Annotated in this window: 19 protein-coding genes; 13 read left to right on the plus strand and 6 right to left on the minus strand. The window is 53.9% G+C overall.

What is annotated here, in order from left to right; translation table 11 throughout:
- Positions 1 to 304 (minus strand): type II toxin-antitoxin system RelE/ParE family toxin (locus tag ACR0J0_RS17280; RefSeq protein ID WP_480665381.1); only part of this gene is annotated, 304 nt, incomplete at its 3' end.
- Positions 301 to 558, minus strand: a complete 258-nt coding sequence (locus tag ACR0J0_RS17285) for a type II toxin-antitoxin system ParD family antitoxin (protein WP_170417856.1) — start codon at positions 556 to 558, stop codon at positions 301 to 303. The genes ACR0J0_RS17280 and ACR0J0_RS17285, both read right to left, overlap by 4 nt.
- Before the next feature lie 836 nt (positions 559 to 1,394).
- On the opposite strand from ACR0J0_RS17285, the gene repA reads away from it, so the two are divergent.
- The 11 genes from repA (at position 1,395) to ACR0J0_RS17340 (ending at position 12,656) form a co-directional block, all read left to right on the plus strand.
- Positions 1,395 to 2,579, plus strand: coding sequence for a plasmid partitioning protein RepA (repA, locus tag ACR0J0_RS17290; protein ID WP_170417853.1), 1,185 nt, complete (start codon positions 1,395 to 1,397; stop codon positions 2,577 to 2,579).
- Positions 2,579 to 3,547, plus strand: coding sequence for a plasmid partitioning protein RepB (gene repB, locus ACR0J0_RS17295; RefSeq protein ID WP_170417850.1), 969 nt, complete (start codon positions 2,579 to 2,581; stop codon positions 3,545 to 3,547). The genes repA and repB overlap by 1 nt, the downstream gene beginning before the upstream one ends.
- 177 nt (positions 3,548 to 3,724) lie before the next feature.
- On the plus strand, positions 3,725 to 4,780 hold the full coding sequence (locus ACR0J0_RS17300; RefSeq protein ID WP_170417847.1) for a helix-turn-helix domain-containing protein: 1,056 nt from the start codon (positions 3,725 to 3,727) through the stop codon (positions 4,778 to 4,780).
- A gap of 154 nt (positions 4,781 to 4,934) precedes the next feature.
- Entirely contained in the window at positions 4,935 to 6,044 is a 1,110-nt protein-coding gene (locus ACR0J0_RS17305) for a Fic family protein (protein WP_170417844.1), read from the plus strand.
- 265 nt (positions 6,045 to 6,309) lie between these two features.
- On the plus strand, positions 6,310 to 7,647 hold the full coding sequence (locus tag ACR0J0_RS17310) for an ImmA/IrrE family metallo-endopeptidase (RefSeq protein WP_480665382.1): 1,338 nt from the start codon (positions 6,310 to 6,312) through the stop codon (positions 7,645 to 7,647).
- A complete protein-coding gene (locus ACR0J0_RS17315) occupies positions 7,647 to 8,138 on the plus strand; it encodes a DUF4411 family protein (protein WP_170634626.1) in 492 nt (163 codons plus the stop codon). The genes ACR0J0_RS17310 and ACR0J0_RS17315 overlap by 1 nt, the downstream gene beginning before the upstream one ends.
- A gap of 497 nt (positions 8,139 to 8,635) precedes the next feature.
- On the plus strand, positions 8,636 to 9,250 hold the full coding sequence (locus ACR0J0_RS17320; RefSeq protein ID WP_480665383.1) for a TetR/AcrR family transcriptional regulator: 615 nt from the start codon (positions 8,636 to 8,638) through the stop codon (positions 9,248 to 9,250).
- A complete protein-coding gene (locus ACR0J0_RS17325; RefSeq protein WP_480665384.1) occupies positions 9,247 to 10,401 on the plus strand; it encodes an efflux RND transporter periplasmic adaptor subunit in 1,155 nt (384 codons plus the stop codon). The genes ACR0J0_RS17320 and ACR0J0_RS17325 overlap by 4 nt, the downstream gene beginning before the upstream one ends.
- Entirely contained in the window at positions 10,398 to 11,534 is a 1,137-nt protein-coding gene (locus ACR0J0_RS17330; RefSeq protein ID WP_480665385.1) for an ABC transporter permease, read from the plus strand. Before ACR0J0_RS17325 ends, ACR0J0_RS17330 begins: the two co-directional genes overlap by 4 nt.
- Positions 11,535 to 11,538: 4 nt before the next feature.
- Positions 11,539 to 12,252 (plus strand): ABC transporter ATP-binding protein, encoded by a 714-nt coding sequence (locus tag ACR0J0_RS17335; protein ID WP_480665386.1) that lies wholly within the window; start codon positions 11,539 to 11,541, stop codon positions 12,250 to 12,252.
- Entirely contained in the window at positions 12,249 to 12,656 is a 408-nt protein-coding gene (locus ACR0J0_RS17340) for a hypothetical protein (protein ID WP_480665387.1), read from the plus strand. Before ACR0J0_RS17335 ends, ACR0J0_RS17340 begins: the two co-directional genes overlap by 4 nt.
- A 217-nt stretch (positions 12,657 to 12,873) precedes the next feature.
- Here ACR0J0_RS17340 and ACR0J0_RS17345 read toward each other — a convergent pair whose 3' ends face one another.
- From ACR0J0_RS17345 to ACR0J0_RS17355, 3 genes are read right to left on the minus strand one after another with little or no spacing between them, the layout of a single operon-like run.
- Positions 12,874 to 13,455, minus strand: coding sequence for a helix-turn-helix transcriptional regulator (locus ACR0J0_RS17345; protein WP_480665388.1), 582 nt, complete (start codon positions 13,453 to 13,455; stop codon positions 12,874 to 12,876).
- A complete protein-coding gene (locus tag ACR0J0_RS17350) occupies positions 13,452 to 14,027 on the minus strand; it encodes a cytochrome b/b6 domain-containing protein (RefSeq protein WP_480665389.1) in 576 nt (191 codons plus the stop codon). The genes ACR0J0_RS17345 and ACR0J0_RS17350 overlap by 4 nt, the downstream gene beginning before the upstream one ends.
- Before the next feature lie 7 nt (positions 14,028 to 14,034).
- Positions 14,035 to 14,286, minus strand: coding sequence for a PepSY domain-containing protein (locus ACR0J0_RS17355; RefSeq protein ID WP_480665390.1), 252 nt, complete (start codon positions 14,284 to 14,286; stop codon positions 14,035 to 14,037).
- 816 nt (positions 14,287 to 15,102) lie between these two features.
- Here ACR0J0_RS17355 and ACR0J0_RS17360 point away from each other — a divergent pair.
- On the plus strand, positions 15,103 to 15,597 hold the full coding sequence (locus tag ACR0J0_RS17360; RefSeq protein WP_480665391.1) for a hypothetical protein: 495 nt from the start codon (positions 15,103 to 15,105) through the stop codon (positions 15,595 to 15,597).
- 274 nt (positions 15,598 to 15,871) lie between these two features.
- Here ACR0J0_RS17360 and ACR0J0_RS17365 read toward each other — a convergent pair whose 3' ends face one another.
- The gene (locus ACR0J0_RS17365) at positions 15,872 to 16,783 is read right to left on the minus strand and encodes a homocysteine S-methyltransferase family protein (RefSeq protein ID WP_170417800.1); all 912 of its coding nucleotides are present in this window, start codon (positions 16,781 to 16,783) and stop codon (positions 15,872 to 15,874) included.
- Between the two features lie 84 nt (positions 16,784 to 16,867).
- On the opposite strand from ACR0J0_RS17365, the gene ACR0J0_RS17370 reads away from it, so the two are divergent.
- On the plus strand, positions 16,868 to 17,167 hold the full coding sequence (locus ACR0J0_RS17370; RefSeq protein ID WP_170417797.1) for an MBL fold metallo-hydrolase: 300 nt from the start codon (positions 16,868 to 16,870) through the stop codon (positions 17,165 to 17,167).
- Positions 17,168 to 17,319 lie beyond the last annotated feature (152 nt).

Below are 17,319 nucleotides of genomic sequence, written 5' to 3' on the forward strand. Positions count from 1 at the left end.
CGGAAACATGTCGCGGCAGATCGCAACGGGAATGCAGGATATCAACAATGATCACCGCGTCCGGCTGATCCAGATAAACCAGGAAATGCTCTCCTGCGCGCACATATCTGAGATCCGCCGCCTCTTCGACCAATATAGAACAACTTCGGCTGGCCACCCTGCCCTCTGTGATGGCCTGACAGCGCGCTATTAGTTCTTGTTCATAAAGATCGGCTTGATGCGATCCAAACTTGTCGATGGTCCATCGGGCAATTTCCACCAGGCTGGATTCAGCGCGGCGTGTCAGTCGAAAGGGTCTGGTCACGCCTTGGCTCGTGCCCTTGCAAAGGCACGACGGATCGCATCCGAACCCCTGCCTTCTGCCAAATCTCCGGCCTGAGCCTGCGCTACACCCTCCTGCAAGCCTTGTTTGAGAGACTCCAGCCCCGCTTCTTCCCGCTCCAAAAGCCGAAGGCCGGCGCGCAACGCTTCACTGGCGTTCTGATATCGACCGGACGCAACCAGATTCTGCACCAGTTGATCCTGCGATTCTGTAAGTACAACATTGCGGGTTACCATGGCGTAAGCCTCCTTTTTGGCAATATATGCCAACGAGACCGTCTGTTCAACGATTGAGGAGCCCAAAATCACTAATTCGAGCAAGCTGGTTTTATGGACGCTAATGGGACGTGAACACACGGATCATGTCTGTGATCCCATATGAATCCAATGACGGTAGAGACTTGCGTCAAAAGCCGCGCCGCGCAAGCACAGCTGCACTGGATCGAGGACAGTTCCGTGTTCCGTCGCAACTTACAGGCGCACAATTCCCGAAACCCCGCCCTCACGGTATGCCATTTCTTGGGCAATTGGCGAGCGGCTGACTCTAGCCGGAATGTTCGCGTGTTTTCCTCTGCGCACGGGCTGAGCTCGGTGTATCTGACCCAGATCGCCATGCCATTCTCACCGCATCGTACTCCCGTACTGGCGCAGAAGTATTGTTACGAAGTTGGTATCGCAGAAAACTCGATAACGAAATTGTTGGTGAGAGAATTTGACCAATCAGCTCAACTAGCTCCCTGCCCTTCCCAATTGCGCAATTTGCGCCAAAAGCCGTTCGGCCTTCACTCCAACTCCATGCTAGAGGCGTTCTACTCAAAGCGGAGCATAGGGAGGAGTTTTACAGGAATGCCTTCGCATGCCTACGTTAGAACTTCATCGACTGAAAGAACCCATGATCCCGCTCAACCGAGTTTACAACTGTAAACCACCCTGCTCTGATGCAAAGCGTATGTAGTCCTCCGCGTTGGAAAATCTACAATATAGGCGAAAATCCTTGACTTAGTGCTATGAATCACGGCTGTTTATCTCAAGTGGCGCAAAAATGACCACATTCTTTAATTTGAGGCAACTACATGATTCCCGTGACACCACTTGCGGCAGAAAGACCATCGGCACTCGCCACGGAAATATCTGAGAGATTAAACTCGGCTATCCGGGAACATCTACTTGCTGCATTTGCCCCCGACAACACCAAATCACTGCGAAATTTTGCAGCGCCAGAAGCTGCTGAACTCTTAGGAGTCTCAGGTCAATTCATGCGCAAAGTCCACGCAGAGGGAACGATTCCTGAACCGAATGACGTACGCAGCGGTAGGCGTTACTATACTGCCCAAGAACTTTGGGAGGCTCGCGAAACGCTTGAGAAAACCTCACGCAAAAAAGGGCGCTATGTCCCTCGCCGGACTGAAGGAGAAAAGCTCCAAGTCTGGCAGTTGATGAACTTCAAAGGCGGCAGCAGTAAGAGCACCACAACAATTCACTTGGCTCACTATTTTGCGCTTCGCGGTTACCGTGTGCTGGCTGTTGATCTGGATCCTCAAGGCTCTCTTACATCCATGTGCGGCATAAGCCCCGAAATAGAGTTTGACGGGCTGACGATTTACGATGCTATTCGATATGAAGATCCGGTAGATATGGCGGACGTCGTGCTTCCGACGTACTTCCCCGGTCTCTCTGTGGCTCCGTCACGGCTTGTTCTTTCCGAATTTGAGACAGAATCTGCCGTTCACTCCAACCCAGACCATCCGTTCTTTACAAGAATACGGAATGCCCTGGCCCAGGTGGAAGGAGATTTTGACCTTGTTCTGATTGATAGCCCACCTCAGCTAGGATTCTTGACAATTGCTGGGATGGCGGCCGCCAGTTCATTGCTTGTGCCACTTACACCTTCGATGCTGGACGTGTCTTCGACGGCTCAATTTCTCGAACTCGCTGGTGCTTACATGGCAGTCATTGAAGATGCCGGCGCTACGCTCGAATACGACAACTTCAAATTCCTGATAACGCGTGACGAGCCAACAGACGTACCGTCTCAACAACTGGCTTCGTTCATGCGGGCACTGTTTCAGGATCGCGTTATGTCAGCCACAGCCCTCAAAAGCACCGCGGTCAGTGACGCCACAATGCTCAAACAATCAATTTACGAAGTCGTGCGGTCAGAAATGACACGCGCAACTTATGATCGGGCAAAGAACTCAATGGATGCGATCGGCTCTGAGGTAGAGCAAATGATCCATCAAGCATGGGGACGCAGCTAATGGCTAGAAAGTCGCTTCAGGAGATGTCGGGGATCGCAAACACCATCGCGCGCTCTGGCCCCAAGGCCATCGATAAAACTCCAAAACCCAATGCCCCTGCTCTTGGTGCGCTTCAGGGCTCTCTTGCCGCAATCAGGGAAATTGACCCTGCTCTGATCGACGACTGGGGGCCTGCCGATAGGCTCGGTGAGTTTACAGCTGTAAACATTGACGAAGAAGACGATAGTTTTGAAAGCTTGATGTCGAGTATACAAGACGGTGGCCAACAAGTTCCCATTCTTGTCAGAAGATCGAAATCCGACGGTCGATACGAGGCAATTTATGGACGGAGGAGGCTCAAAGCCTGTCGTGAACTTGGTATTAAAGTCCGCGCCAATGTTCAGGATATCGACGATGCTTCAGCGCTTCTCGCCAAAGGGCTTGAGAATGCTGCGAGGCGCAATCTTTCCTTCTACGAGAAAGCACGTTTCGCCGAGGCGATCCTGACTTCCGGGCATGACACGGCAACGGTGCGGCAAGTATTGAACGTTTCGAAATCAGGGCTGTCTCACCTGACAAAAATTACGCAACATGTTCCTGCAAAGATTGGTGACATGATCGGCGCAGCCCCAAAATCAGGCCGCCCAAAATGGACCGTGCTTGCAGAGCACTTCGTTGCAGGCAAGCTAGCGGAAGATGAAGCTGCAAATCTTCTTGCAACCATTGAGCCATCGATGTCGTCAGATGATCGGCTGGAAATGCTCCTAAAAGCAGCTGCCAAACGCGGTGCAAGACAAAGAGAAGGTGCAGCCGAACTCAACCCAATCGAAGGCGTTACAATCAAATCTACCAACGGATCACTAACTGTTTCGGTCAAAAGGACCGGAGCTAACGCTGGCTTCGCTAGCTGGTTGGACGAAAACATGGCTGAAATCATTAAGCGCTCACACGCTGAGTTTACAGCTGTAAACGCCAAGAAAAAGAACTGAGGACGAGCAGAAAGGAGGAAGGCAAACAAACAAAACCCCCGAAACCGGAGCTTCGAGGGCTGCTGCGCAAAGCGCAATTCTTAGATTAGACACCTAGAATCTAGCAGCACCCGAATCGCCACACAAGAAAAAACGCTCTTGAGCGAACGGGTAATTTTTGTCTGCCGATAGATAATCATGAAAACACTAACAGCATTGGCTCCAATTGGAGCGACCTTGTCGGGAACGGCAGGGCAGGGGAACAGTACGCCCAAAAAATGGATACTTCTTCGCGCCGTTGAAGAGGCCAGAGAACCTCTTGGGTTAAAATCCACAACTCTCAATGTCCTGAGAGCGATGGTTTCCTTTATGGGCGGTGATCAGATTGCTGCGGACCAGGATGATCATCACATCTGTTTCGCGTCCAACGCGGCGATAGCCAAACGAACTCATGTCAGCGTGCAGACAGTTGAGCGTCATATCTCGACGCTGGTGGACCTTGGACTTATCCGCCGCGTCATGAGCGCAAACGGTAAGCGATGGGCGCGCCGGGATCGCCAGGGCAGGGTGGTCACCGCAACTGGGCTCTCCTTGATGCCTTTGTCTGAACGGCACGCTGAGTTCATTCAGGAAGCCCAGAGGCATGCTGATCGCGTTCTCGAGTTCACTGTACTCCGTGACAAAGTTTCCGCCGCTCTGGCGCGCCTTAAGGAACTCGTAGCAAATGACACCGCGATCTCTGATTTGGTGACCACCGTACGCAATGCTCTGCGTCGCAAACCAGATGCGAATGTACTCAGCGAGCTGTTGGCAGAAATCTCTGTGGAAATCTCCGAGATAACACAGACTGATACAGAAAATTTGAGGGCCAGTGACAGTGAAATTGAGGGGCACAAAGAGGACTCTTTGAATCCGGAAGTTAAGAAAGAAAAGCTTTCTCAGATTCAGGTTTCTCCAGACCAAATGGAGCGCAGTTTTCCACGGCTATGCTCAGAACTACGCTTTGCAAAAGATCAGCACCACTGTGATCGGCTTATGGATGATATCGCCGAGTATCTACGGCTTGGCCAAACCTGGTATGCAATGAAATCAACTTTTGGCCCAGCTATTCGCTTCATTGTTCTCGGATACATCTTTCAACGTGCTGAGAACATACAATCTCCAGGGGCTTACCTGATTTCGTTGCTGGCCAAGATCGAAAAGGGCGAATTGTCTCCAAAGGCAATGCTCTCGCGGACATCCAATGCTACGTAAATTTGGGGAAACAGGATGAAATTTACCGTTTTCAGATTACACCTCCAAGTGATGACTGGATCGAAGGGTCTGAAAAAGGTGAGCTATAGGATTGACCTCTATAAATCACGCAACCATAAATAGTGAGTTATAGAAAGGAAGCTTATACCTCACGATGTGGAACTGGCAGAACCCTGATTGGCCGACATTTCGTTACGACGCCGCAAGACTCGAACCATACGAGCAACAGTTCCTGTTGTCCTCAGGGGAAGTTCTTGGAGCGGTTCATCATGTGAACACATCGGATCGAGATCAATTGCGTATCGACCTGCTAAGCGAAGAAGCAATGAAGACCAGCGCGATCGAAGGTGAGATGCTGGATCGTCTCAGCGTGCAATCTTCCTTGCGCCGACATCTTGGACTGGCTCCCGACAGCTATCCATCCAAACCGCGCGAGCAGGGCGTTTCTGAAATGATGGTGGATGTTTATTCCAACTATTCGGAACCACTGTCACACGACACCCTGTTTCGGTGGCATGACATGCTTCTGTCCCATGACAGGCATCTGGAAACGATTGGATCATACCGGAGCCATGAGGATGCGATGCAAATCGTCTCAGGCAGGCTCGACCGCCCAACGGTGCATTTCGAAGCTCCACCTTCACATCAGGTTCCGGCTGAAATGGACCAGTTCGTAGCCTGGTTCAACCGGACCGCACCGGATGGTCCCGAACCATTGCGCGCACTGATCCGGGCCGGTTTGAGCCATCTGTATTTCGAGAGCATTCATCCCTTTGAGGACGGCAATGGCCGGTTGGGTAGGGCGCTGGCTGAAAAGTCCTTGGCCCAGAATATCGGTCAGCCAAGTCTGATTGCCCTTGCTTTCACGATCGAGCGAGAGCGGAAGGCTTACTACGACCAACTCGAACGCCATCAAAAGACGCTGGAAGTCACACCGTGGCTCGTCTGGTTTGCCGAAACTGTCCTTACAGCACAGCAGGTGACGCTTGAGCGGGTTGGTTTCTTTATTTCCAAGACGCACTTCTATGATCGGTACCGTGATCAGTTCAACACTCGCCAAAGCAAGGTAATCGCCCGTTTGTTCAAGGCTGGGCCGGATGGGTTCACAGGGGGATTGAGCGCTGAGAACTATATCTCGATCACGGGAACATCGCGCGCCACAGCAACGCGGGATCTCCAGAACCTGGTAGAGAAGGGCGCTTTGATCCGAACGGGTGAACTCCGGTACACGCGATATTGGTTAAAGCTAGATCGGGACGGGTAGGGGGCTGAAGTACGGCACGAAGCGCGGGAAGCTGCCGTTCTCTGCAGTCGCGAAACCGTTCACTCGAAAATCAAAAAACGGCCATTCCGGTCTAGAATGACGACTTCGATGATGCCGCAGCCGTACCGATGTCAGTAAAGCGCAGAAGTGACCTTTGCAAAGTCAGTTTTGACACTCGAAACTCCCTTACAGGCGGCAGAGTGAATTCCCTGGGTCGGCCCCAAAATGCACCTAGCATCGCTAAGCAGACCTCACTGTGATATCTATGCACTATGCGTCGTCTGCAAAGTGTCCTACATCTCAAGTAATCAAAGAACAAATATCCAACGGCGAAGCACGGTTTATGTCCATTAAAGTCAATCCAGATGTCCTGATTTGGGCACGTGAGACCGCTGGTTTCACGCTGGAAGATGCTGCGCGCAAGCTGTTTTCTGATGGAGTCCGTGAGACGGCTGATCAGAAGCTTGAGGCACTTGAAAGTGGCGACAGAGAACCGTCCCGTGCACAACTGAATAGCTTTGCCAAGTTGTACAAAAGACCTTTGCTAGCATTTTACATGGAACAGCCGCCACGCACCGGACGCAGAGGGCAAGATTTTCGTCAAAGTCCGGACAGCCGCACAAAGCGCGAAAATGCTATGTTGGATGCTTTGTTGCGTGATGTGAAGGCTCGGCAAGAGGCCATAAAAGACATCCTCATAGATGACGAGGATTTTTGGGAGCACAAATTTGTAGGATCCGTCAATCTCAAAACGAGTGTTGAGGCCACGGTAAAATCCATTTCCAACGAACTTGAGTTTGACTACACGGATGTGAGCTTGCGCCGCGGTGACCCGGACAAGCTGTTTAAGCGGCTGCGTATGGAAGTGGAAGACATCGGCGTTTTTGTATTGCTGTTGTCCGATCTTGGTTCCCACCACTCCACGATCCCGTCCAGTGTATTCCGCGGCTTTGCAATCGCTGATGATGTCGCCCCATTTATTGTGATTAACGCAAAAGAGGCCAAACCGTCCCGCTCCTTTACACTGATGCACGAACTTGCCCATATTTGGCTTGGAACAACCGGAGTAAGCGGTCAAGCCTCTACTGCCACCCCGACGAACCAATCCGCCAAGATTGAACGGTTTTGTAATGATGTGGCTGGAGAGTTTCTTTTGCCTTCGGCGCACTTCCGCAAGGGTATGCCTGACTTTGACCCTGACGATAGCAATAGTGCGGAGGCAGTGGTTGATAGTATTGCCTATAAGTGGTCTGTCAGTGGTCCGATGGTCGCCTATCAACTCTATAGAACAGGTGACCTAAGTGGCGATGCCTATGGCCGTCTTCGTGGGGTGTACTCGGCACGTTGGCAGGCTGCTCTCAAGAGCCAAAAAGAAAAGATGAAAGATAGCGACGGACCAAACCCGCACGTTGTGAAATCTCACAATCTGGGCAACGCACTATTGGAGGTAGTTTATCGCTCCGTTCGCGGCAATGCGCTTACCTACACAAAAGCTGCAAACCTTTTGGGGTCGAAACCATCTGCGGTAGAACCGCTGTTGAGAAGGTACGAGGCGAAACGAAAAAAGGGTGATCTGTTCTCCAACGCAAGCGGAGCGCATTGATGTACCTAATCGATGCCAACGTGTTGATAACTGCGAAGAACACCTACTACCCTTTAGAACACATTCCCCAATTTTGGGAATGGCTCGTTGTTCAAGGTGATGCTGGTAGAATCAAGATGCCGCGTGAGATTTATGAAGAAGTGTCAGGCGGTAGCGATGACTTGGCCGACTGGATCAAGGGAGAAGACGCAAAGGAAGCGCTACTTTTAGATGAGGATGCAGACCCCGCCTTAGTGCAGCAAGCGCTACGTGACGGGTATCAAAGCGATGACGCCAAATTCACAGATAGCGAACTGATCAAGGTAGGTCGGGACGCTTTCCTTGTTGCTTATGGCCTTGTTAGTAGCAACAGAACAGTTGTGACGAAAGAAGTCACAAAACGAACCAAGCGCCTTGGCGCGACACGACTACCAGATGCATGTGACGACTGCGCTGTGTCTTGGTGTGATGACTTCACGATGTATCGCACTTTGGACTTCAACTTGCGTTGACAGATATGCCCGGTCGGAAAACACAGTTTAAATTCTGGATTGGCGGCACTCTGCTGCTGAACCGCGAAAGTTCTCTTAACTGTCCAATTCTCGGGAAAAGCATCCTGAAAGAGCTCTAACGTCTGCTCAGGCTAAACTATGCAAATGCAGCGAATGTCCGAGAAGCGGGCTGCGACCGCGGCATCGGTATGTGCAGGTGAACGGCAGGAATGGGCCGCCCACGACGCCAGGAATACAGGTTTCTGGCTCAATGTCGCGTCGGCTCCGAGTTCCGCTTTGAGCCCAAGCTATTTGATACCGCATTTTCATGAAGGTCGCCTATAGGTGTTGCGCAGTCATAAGGCTCTCTCTGCTGTTTCTTGTCGTCTTCTCGCTACTAGAGAGTGCCATGCGACCATTTTCGATCCCCTATGCCGCAATCAACTGCAGATGCGCTTGACGGTAAGCAAACATCGCCCTATTTAGTTAGTGAGTAATCACTAACAAACTGGTGCGTAATGCCTGCTCGTAAGCCCGCAGATGAACGCAAGACCGAGATCGTACAGGCAATGCTGCGTCTCGCGGACGAGTTGGGCCCGGATCGCCTGACCACGCAGTCGGTTGCTGATGCAGTAGGGTTGACGCAGCCCGCAATCTTCCGGCACTTCGCGACCAAGCAGGATTTATGGTTGGCGGTGGCTGCGGGGATCTCTGACCGCCTCAAGACCGCGTGGGCTGACGCGCTGAAGACATCCAACGATCCGACAGCCCGAGTCAAAGCGCTGATCTTGGCTCAATTGCACCAGATCGAGACAATGCCGGCCATCCCGTCCATCCTGTTCTCGCGTGAGCTACAGGTGGAAAACGACGATCTGCGGCAATCCGTTCTTGCACTGATGACCGAATTGGTCGCATTGCTGGCCATTGAATTGACCAAGGGACAGAAAGAGGGCCTGTTCGACACAGACCTGCCACCAGAAGACGGAGCGCTATTGTTGGTCTCGCTGGTGCAAGGGCTGGCGATCCGTTGGACTTTGGGGAAACGCAGTTTTCCATTGGAATCCGAAGGACGCCGATTGCTCGACGCTCAGATGCGGCTGTTCCGAATAGAAAGTACGGAGGTTTCGCCATGAGCCGCCGTATCATTCTGGGTGTAACCCTTGTTGTCGTCCTCGCCGTATTTGGCTGGTTTGTGCTAACAGAGCGCCCGATCAGTGTTTCCACTGCCACCATTGAAAAGAGTGTCCCTGTGCGCGTCTATGGGCTGGGTACGGTCGAAGCACGGATCGTCTCAGATGTCGGATTTGAGGTTGGTGCCGCGTTGACCGAACTTTTGGTCGACAGTGGCGATGTGATTGAAGAGGGGCAGGTCATTGCCCGGCTTCATCCTAAGGAACAACAAGCAAAAGTCGCGCGCGCCGAAGCGGGGTTTGCCGCCGCAGGAGCCACCCTGGGCAAGGCCGAGGCAAACGTGATCCGCGCCCGCGCCATTCTGGCGCAGCGGCAATCGACAAATGCGCGCCAGCAGGAACTTGCCGGACGCAATGCCGTCTCGACCCAGGCTGCAGAAGAGGCGCAACGTGATGTCGATGTTGCAGCGGCCGATCTGGCCGTCGCAGAAAGTGATGTTGAGGTAGCCAAGTCCATGCACAAGGACGCCGAGGCAGCCCTGCAATACGAACGCGTGCTGCTCGATCATCATGTGTTGCGGGCACCATTTGACGCGGTCGTCGTTGAGCGCCATGTCGAAGCAGGTACCGTTGTTATCGCCGGTGAACCAATCTTTACTCTTATGGATCCGAACACTGTCTGGGCGTTGGCCTATATTGATGAAGAGCGTGCCGGGCCTCTGCGACTCGGACAGGTTGCCGAAGTGCGGTTGCGGTCTCTGCCGCATCAGGTCTTCACGGGTAAGATCGCGCGGATCGGTATTGAAAGCGATCGGGTGAACGAAGAGCGCCGGGTCTGGATTGCGTGCAATCGGTGCCCGGAACAGGTTTTTCTCGGCGAACAGGCCGAAATTTGGATCACGGTGACAGAGTTGGACGATGCGTTGTTGGTTCCAGAGATCGCCGTAACCGGGTTTGATGGGCATGAAGGTCGTATCTGGGTCGCACAGGAGGGACGTGCGCATCAGGTGTCCGCAGTCTTCGGTCACCGGACCGAGGATGCACGGGTCGAGCTGGTCAGTGGTATTGCCGACGGCGCGCAGCTCATTGTGGCACCCGTTAAAGGGTTGTCGGAGGGACGCATGGTTCGGGTTGCCGAGAGGGATGCGCCATGAACCTCGCATACCGCGATGTGCGTCATAATCTATTCCGCTTCGTACTGACTTGCCTCGGCCTCAGCCTTCTGATGGCGGTCGTGCTGGCTATGATTGGTATTTACAATGGGCTGGTCGCGGACGCGCTGAACATCGTCAAAGCACCGCAGGCAGATCTTTGGATTGTTGAATCAGGTACACAGGGGCCCTTTGCAGAAGCCTCGAAAATTCCCGACGGTACCCGTGATGCCGTGGTCCGATTGCATGGTGTGGCCGAAGCGGGCAGCATCAGCTACCAAACCGTCGAGGCGCCCTTTCGCGGCGAAACGCTACGCCTTTACGTGATCGGATACGAGTCAGGTCATCCCGGTGGACCCGAAGCAATCTCGGCTGGACGCGGGATCAGTCAGTCCCATTTCGAGATCGTGGCAGATGCCAAATCCGGACTGTCCGTCGGCGATGTGATCCGACTGGGCCGCGATCCTTTCACTGTGGTCGGGTTGGTCGAGGATACGATGAATTCCGCCGGTGATCCGGCAGCGTTCATCACCCTGCGCGATGCGCAGGTGCTACAGACGCAACTGGCCCCGCCGGCGCAACGCGTTCAGGAGGCGCGAGGCGCGGGGTTGCTCGAAAGTCAGGACAGTGTGGCAGCTGTGATCGCACGGCTTGAGCCGAACGCTGACCCAGATGCAGTGGCGCAGTCGGTGCGGCAATGGAAACATCTTGGGGCCCTGACACAAGCCGATCAGGAGTCAATCTTGCTGATGTCTGTGGTGGACCGGGCAAAGCGGCAGATAGGTTTGTTTCTGGGCATCCTATTGTCCGTTTCAGCCGTTGTGATCGCGCTGATTATCTACACAATGACCATGGAAAAGCTGAAGCAGATCGCCACACTCAAACTGATCGGCGCGCCCGACCGCACGATCGTCGGGCTGATCGTGCAGCAATCCATTGCACTTGGTGCGGTTGGCTGGAGTTTTGGTCTGATCCTTATCCTGCTCGTCAAGGACTACTTCCCCCGTCGAGTGGTGTTGGAGCCGATCAACGCCGCCGCGCTAGCAGGGATCATCCTCTTTGTCTGCATTGTGGCCAGCGGCCTTGGCGTGCGTGCCGCACTCAAGGTCGATCCAGCCACGGCAATCGGAGGGTGACGTCATGCTCAATGATCCGCGCCGCGTGATTGTAGATGTTGCTAATGTCTCCAAACACTTTGGCGAGGGCGATACTCGCGTTGACGCTCTGAAGGATGTTGATCTGTCAGTCCGGACGGGCGAAGTGGTGGCGCTACTCGGTCCGTCTGGATCGGGTAAAACGACGCTTCTGAATGCCATTGGCTGCATCATTGCTCCGAGTGCGGGCAAGGTTACGCTGGACGATGAGGTGGTTTACGACAACCAATGGCTGCGAGACGATCTGCGTAAGCTCCGGCTCGACAAGATCGGGTTTATCTTTCAGTTCCATAATCTTCTGCCATTTCTAGACGCCAAAGATAACGTTGCGCTGGTGCTGAAACTGGCTGGAAAATCGACGGCTGAGGCGCAAAGGCGCGCTATCGAACTGCTGGACTATCTGGAGGTCGGTCACCGCAAGGATGCGATGCCCGCGCTTCTGTCTGGGGGTGAGGCGCAGCGTGTGGCCATCGCACGCGCCCTTGCCAACAGCCCGCGCATTATTCTGGCTGATGAACCAACTGCGGCGCTCGACAGTAAGCGGGCCGGGATCGTGATGGACCTGATGCGCAAGCTGGCAGCCGAGCAAGACGCCTGCATTATCGCAGTGACGCATGACGAGAAGATTTATGACCGGTTCGACAAGCTGTTCCATCTACGCGACGGCCAGCTTGATGGAGAGGAAGGGGACGTGACATGAAAAACGCAAACTCTGGCAACCGCGCCCTGAACATAGCGGCAAACGTGGCAATAGTGTTCGGCGCGTTGACCGTTTTCTCAGGCGGAAGGGCCTTGTTTGGAAGCGAGGAAGCGCGCGCCGCCGTCGGCAATGCGGTGCCCTTCGTGCTGTGGTTCAACTATCTGGCGGGATTCGCCTATGTCGTGGCCGGTATTGGGCTGTTTCTGCGGCATCGGCCAGCGGTCTGGATATCGATAGGCATTCTGGTTGCCACCGTTCTGGTTTTCCTGGCCTTCGGCGCTCACGTGCTGCAAGGCAACGCCTATGAGATGCGCACCGTTGGTGCAATGACCCTGCGCACGGGTGTCTGGTTGGTCATTTCTGTCGTGGCTTGGATGCATATCTTGCGGGCGCGTCGATCCTGAAAGGACAGCCTGCGAAATAGCGCTTCACCCGTAGGCAACACCAAAACCGCCTGAAGCTCTTCCTTACGACATGCCACTGGGGAGTTCACCGCTTAGGACAAGCAGGCATTGCGTGAAAGTCCAAGATGTCCGTCTGCCCGGAAAATTGAGTTTAACCCAATTTGACCTGCGGACTGTTTTGAGACTGATGTCAGTATTTGCATCCAAGACCAATCCACTATTTTGCGTGGAGCTTGTCCCCCGGCGCATTAGCTTCAGGCGGCTGATGGCCTTTCGCCACCTCACCCGTGGAAAAGTCGCCTGACATCAATTCTTCCATGAAAAGACTGACGAATTGGGCCCGACCATGCGTGTCGGATTTGGAGTAGATACTGGTGGCCTGAGCACGAACGGTGCCAGGCGCAGTGTTTCTGACTTTTGCGATGGCCTCATTGTCGAGCCCTTTGAGGATCATCGTCGCGATGTCGCGCTCTGCCTGCGTCAGGTTCCAGTCCTCGAAGAAGCCCTCCATCACCTCGGCCATCTGCCCGCGCGCAACCCTCAGACCGGCATCCATGTCGTTCACCCGTGCCAATAGCCGTCGCAATTCCACCATCAGGAACACGACGCCACCGACAAGTGCGAGTGCTGCCAGCGCTTCGAGTCCGAGATGGAGGTCTTCAAGATGTCCGCCGCCGCTCAGATCGGCAATCACGTCGCCGATGAAAAACAGCGCGCAAAGCGCTTGCAGGATGATGATACCCGCAAGCACTGTCGCGCGTCGTTCCTTTGTAATCGGCGTCATTGTGCGACGTTTCATTCCACCTCTGTTCCGTCCGGAATGCGTTTGTGTCCATTTATCATAGCGCGCACCAGATTTACACCGGAACGCCAGCTATCGAACGCCACACCGGCAACATGAAGCGCAACCGACAGCATGAGCCAGTTGAAGGCGAACTCATGTGCCTCTTCCACCCAGTCGATGCCAAAGAACCGGATCGTCGTCATCATGTACCCGGTTACGCCGAGGGCTATCACTGTTAGCCAGAGGTTGTAGGCCATGAGCGCGCCCAGCGGGTTGTGCGACAGATGAACCGTGCGGTCGCCGTGCAGAATCGCCCGCATATGTCGGATCGCTCTTGCCGGGTTTGGCGGGAAAGCGGAAAAGCGCGCGTGCCGTGGACCGATGACGGCCCAGAGCAGACGAAGGGCGACAAGCCCCAGAGCAGCATAACCCACCCACTCGTGCAGCTTGCTTTCTTCTTCGGTTATTGCGCCGTTCAGCAGGATAGTCAGGGCAAGCGACCAGTGGATCAGCCTTACCAGCGGGTCCCATACCGCGATGTCACGGACGCTGTCGCGCCCGCTTGCAGGATCTGTAACAATCGACATCGTCAGCTCACTTCATCTCGAGCTTGATAATCTTGCCTGTTTCGGGGCTCACATAAACCTCGCCCATGGTTTTGTCCTTGACGAAATAGACCTCGATCTTGCCCTCTTCCATTTCGGCCTTGCGGACCTCGTAACCCATTTCGGTCAAGTTGGAGGTTACTTGTTCCATCGTGGTGCCGAGTACCGTGTCTGTGCTGAGGTCCTGTGCCAGAGCAGGGGTGGCCATCGCGATAAATGTGATAAGAGCCAATTTGGGCATATTCTTTTCCTTTTCAGATATCTCAAAGGCGGCAACGATTGTTGTCGCTAGACTTCGACTTGAGCCATATGAAAGGGTCGCGCAATTGGCAGTCGGCTTACGTACCTTCGGTTAAGCGTGCGCTTAGAGCAAGAGATCGCCGCTCAGGACGATCTTGCGACAGAGTCCAAGCAAGTCACACCGATATCCCTTCCGCTCCAATCTATGTACAGCAACACCGACCGCTGAAGAATCCCGCGCTGCATTTAGGGGCAACGCAGAACTGATACGCATTATCCAATCACCGTCATCAACGACGACGATGACGAAAAGCTTGAAATTGAGCTTAGCGCTACATCAATTGCTTAGTTTATGGCCAAACGTGCCACGATGAATCCGGGCATAGAAAGGAATCCATCGCTATCTTCGTCTGGGGACGTGAGTTTACACCCCCCCTTGTCGGCAAGGAACTGGACCTGAGATACGAGTCCGTCGCCATCTGCATTCATCTGGTAAACGATGCGTCTTTTTCGGCTTGCTTTTCAGCATAGCGCGGGCCGCGTTGTTATGGATCAGCACCGGCGCCCAACTGGATCGTCATGTATGCCTCGCGTGTGAGATGCCCGCAGAGCATCATGTCGGCGGTCACAATTGTCTGTACCGACATACTGCCGCATATGCTTTGACGAGGATCATTAAACCTCGCCCAAAGCCGCCAATCGAGTGCAGCGAAAGCCTGCTTAGCCTGCTTGGAGGTTGACCCTTCTCAAGGTTGATTACTTCGAAGTCGTTTATACTGATCGCTGGTTTTCCGTCGTACAGCATGGAGCTTCGAACATGAAGCAGCTTGTGAAAATTGGCTTAGCAGTCAACTTTGTTTTCTGGGCAGTTTCCCTGAACGCCCAGCAGTCTGATCCGCATCTGATTTACGAAGAGAACTGCGCAGTCTGTCACGACTCGCATGCCGGAGATTTTGTTTCTGAAAATTTGGTTGCGACTGAGAATGGCCTTGTCGGAAAAACCTCTGGTCGCCTTGCCCTCGATTTTCTGGAGGCAGGCCACGGCAGGCTATCAGACAAGGAAATCGACCACCTGATTGACCAGTTCGAATTTATTCACGAATCTGGACGCCTGTTCCAAGACAAGTGCGTTATCTGCCACGACAATGCAGCCAAATTTGCGCGTCTCAAGTTAGTCTTACGCGACGACATACTTACAGGTCGTTACACGGATCGAATTGTCGCAGAGTTTCTGTTGCATCACGGAAGACTCGACGCAACTGAGGCTCAAAAGATGGTAGAGATTCTTACGCACCAACTTCAGGTAAAGTAGTCGAGCAGTGAATTCGCTTTCCGTGTAGGTCGGCTGACAACCCCAGGTAGGACCTTTGGCCCTATTCGCTAATAGTCAGAATTGTCCGCACTCCGCTAGATCAGTAAGCCCTTAGCTTCGCGCACGAAGCGAATGTCGGCAATGCGGGCTGCGACCGCGGCATCTCAATACCCGATCGAGTGACCGGTTTGGGCCGATCTCCTAACAAGTTGTGGAAAGAAATTACGGGATCACCTTAGATCTCAGCGTTATCGCTCAGATTGAACCAAGTTGGCTATGCTAGTTCGCTGATCATCGATTTCAGATGGCGCATGTCGGTACCGCAGCATCCTCCAAATACTTGGATCGACGGATTCTGCCTCGCAATCGCGGCAATCTGTTTACCAAGTTCAGCTGGATCGCCTTCGTCCAGCTCATCTGCTTCGTCAAGTTCCGCATGCGAGCAACTCGAAGCGTTCGCCACAAGGCCTCTCAGCCGGGGGTGGTTGCCAAGCGCTCCGGCGAAATGGGTAGGGTGAGCGCAGTTGACCATAAAAAACAGCGCCGCCGAGTCGGTTGCTGCGTCGATCTGGTCAATTCCGTCCACAAGTTTGGTCCCGTCTGCCAGGCACCCGTCTGTCTCAACAACCAGAGACATGATGATCGGCAGTTCAGCGTCCCGGGCGGCGAGGATGCATCCCGCTGCCTCGCTTGGGCGGTTGAATGTATAAGCGGTGACCAGATCGAGGCTTGTGTCTTTCAGGCTGTGCATTTGAGCGGCGTGGTATTGACGTGCATCTTCGACGGGTACCGGCGGGATGTCGGCGTAAGGATCATGGCGCGGGCCGATGCAGGCCGACACCAGTACATCATCGCGAGCGGCAGCTTGGCGCACGTCTTCCATTAGACTGACCGCATCTTTGTTTACTTCGGCGAGCCGCTCTGCATCGTACCCCAAGGGCGCTGCCCGGTCGGCGTTCGCCATCCATGTGGGCGCATCAAGGATGCATCCGACATTCATTTCACGGGCCAGATCGACAAGAGCCTGCATTTGACCGGCCAGTATCACCCTGGTGCCAGGTTCTTCCAGCAATGGAAACGACGCGAAACCGGGAAGCTCAATTCCATGATTGAAAATCAGGTCGGTGCCAGTGCCGGCGTAAACCAGAAAGGGCTTGTTACCTTCGAGTGGGAGCTGTCGCGCCATTCTGATCCACGCCTATTGCCGTTACCTCTGCACAAGAAACCTACTTTGTCTCGGGCCTCCTGTGAACCTTAGGACTGCGACAGGGTGTATTCCGTCACTCTGATCCCCACGCCAGGCCAAACACCAGGTCATGTCTCGGTCGAAATCACCAGTGGCGACCGGCGCGCTCTGATTACAGGTGATGCAATCCATACAACCGCCCAGTGCTGGCATCCCGAGTGGCATTTTATGTTTGATTCCGATGCTGAGATGGCCGTGACATCCCGTCGGAAACTGTTGGAAAGCGCCTCGGAAACGGGATGTATTGTGCTGGGAAACCACTTCGCTTTGCCGTCTATTGGTCGGGTGAAGGCGGACAACGACGCGTTTCGCTGGGAGGACTAGCCCAGGTTGTATTTTGATGTGCGCGGGTCTGTTGTGGGATGGCGGCTGACGTGAAAGTTCGACGCGCCGCGCAGCTTACAGGCAATGATCGGCGAAACTAAATCTCGAACCCATTGGGCTATGTCACATTCCCTTGAATTCTTGTTTCACAA

The organism is Ruegeria sp. BF12 (genome assembly GCF_056538705.1).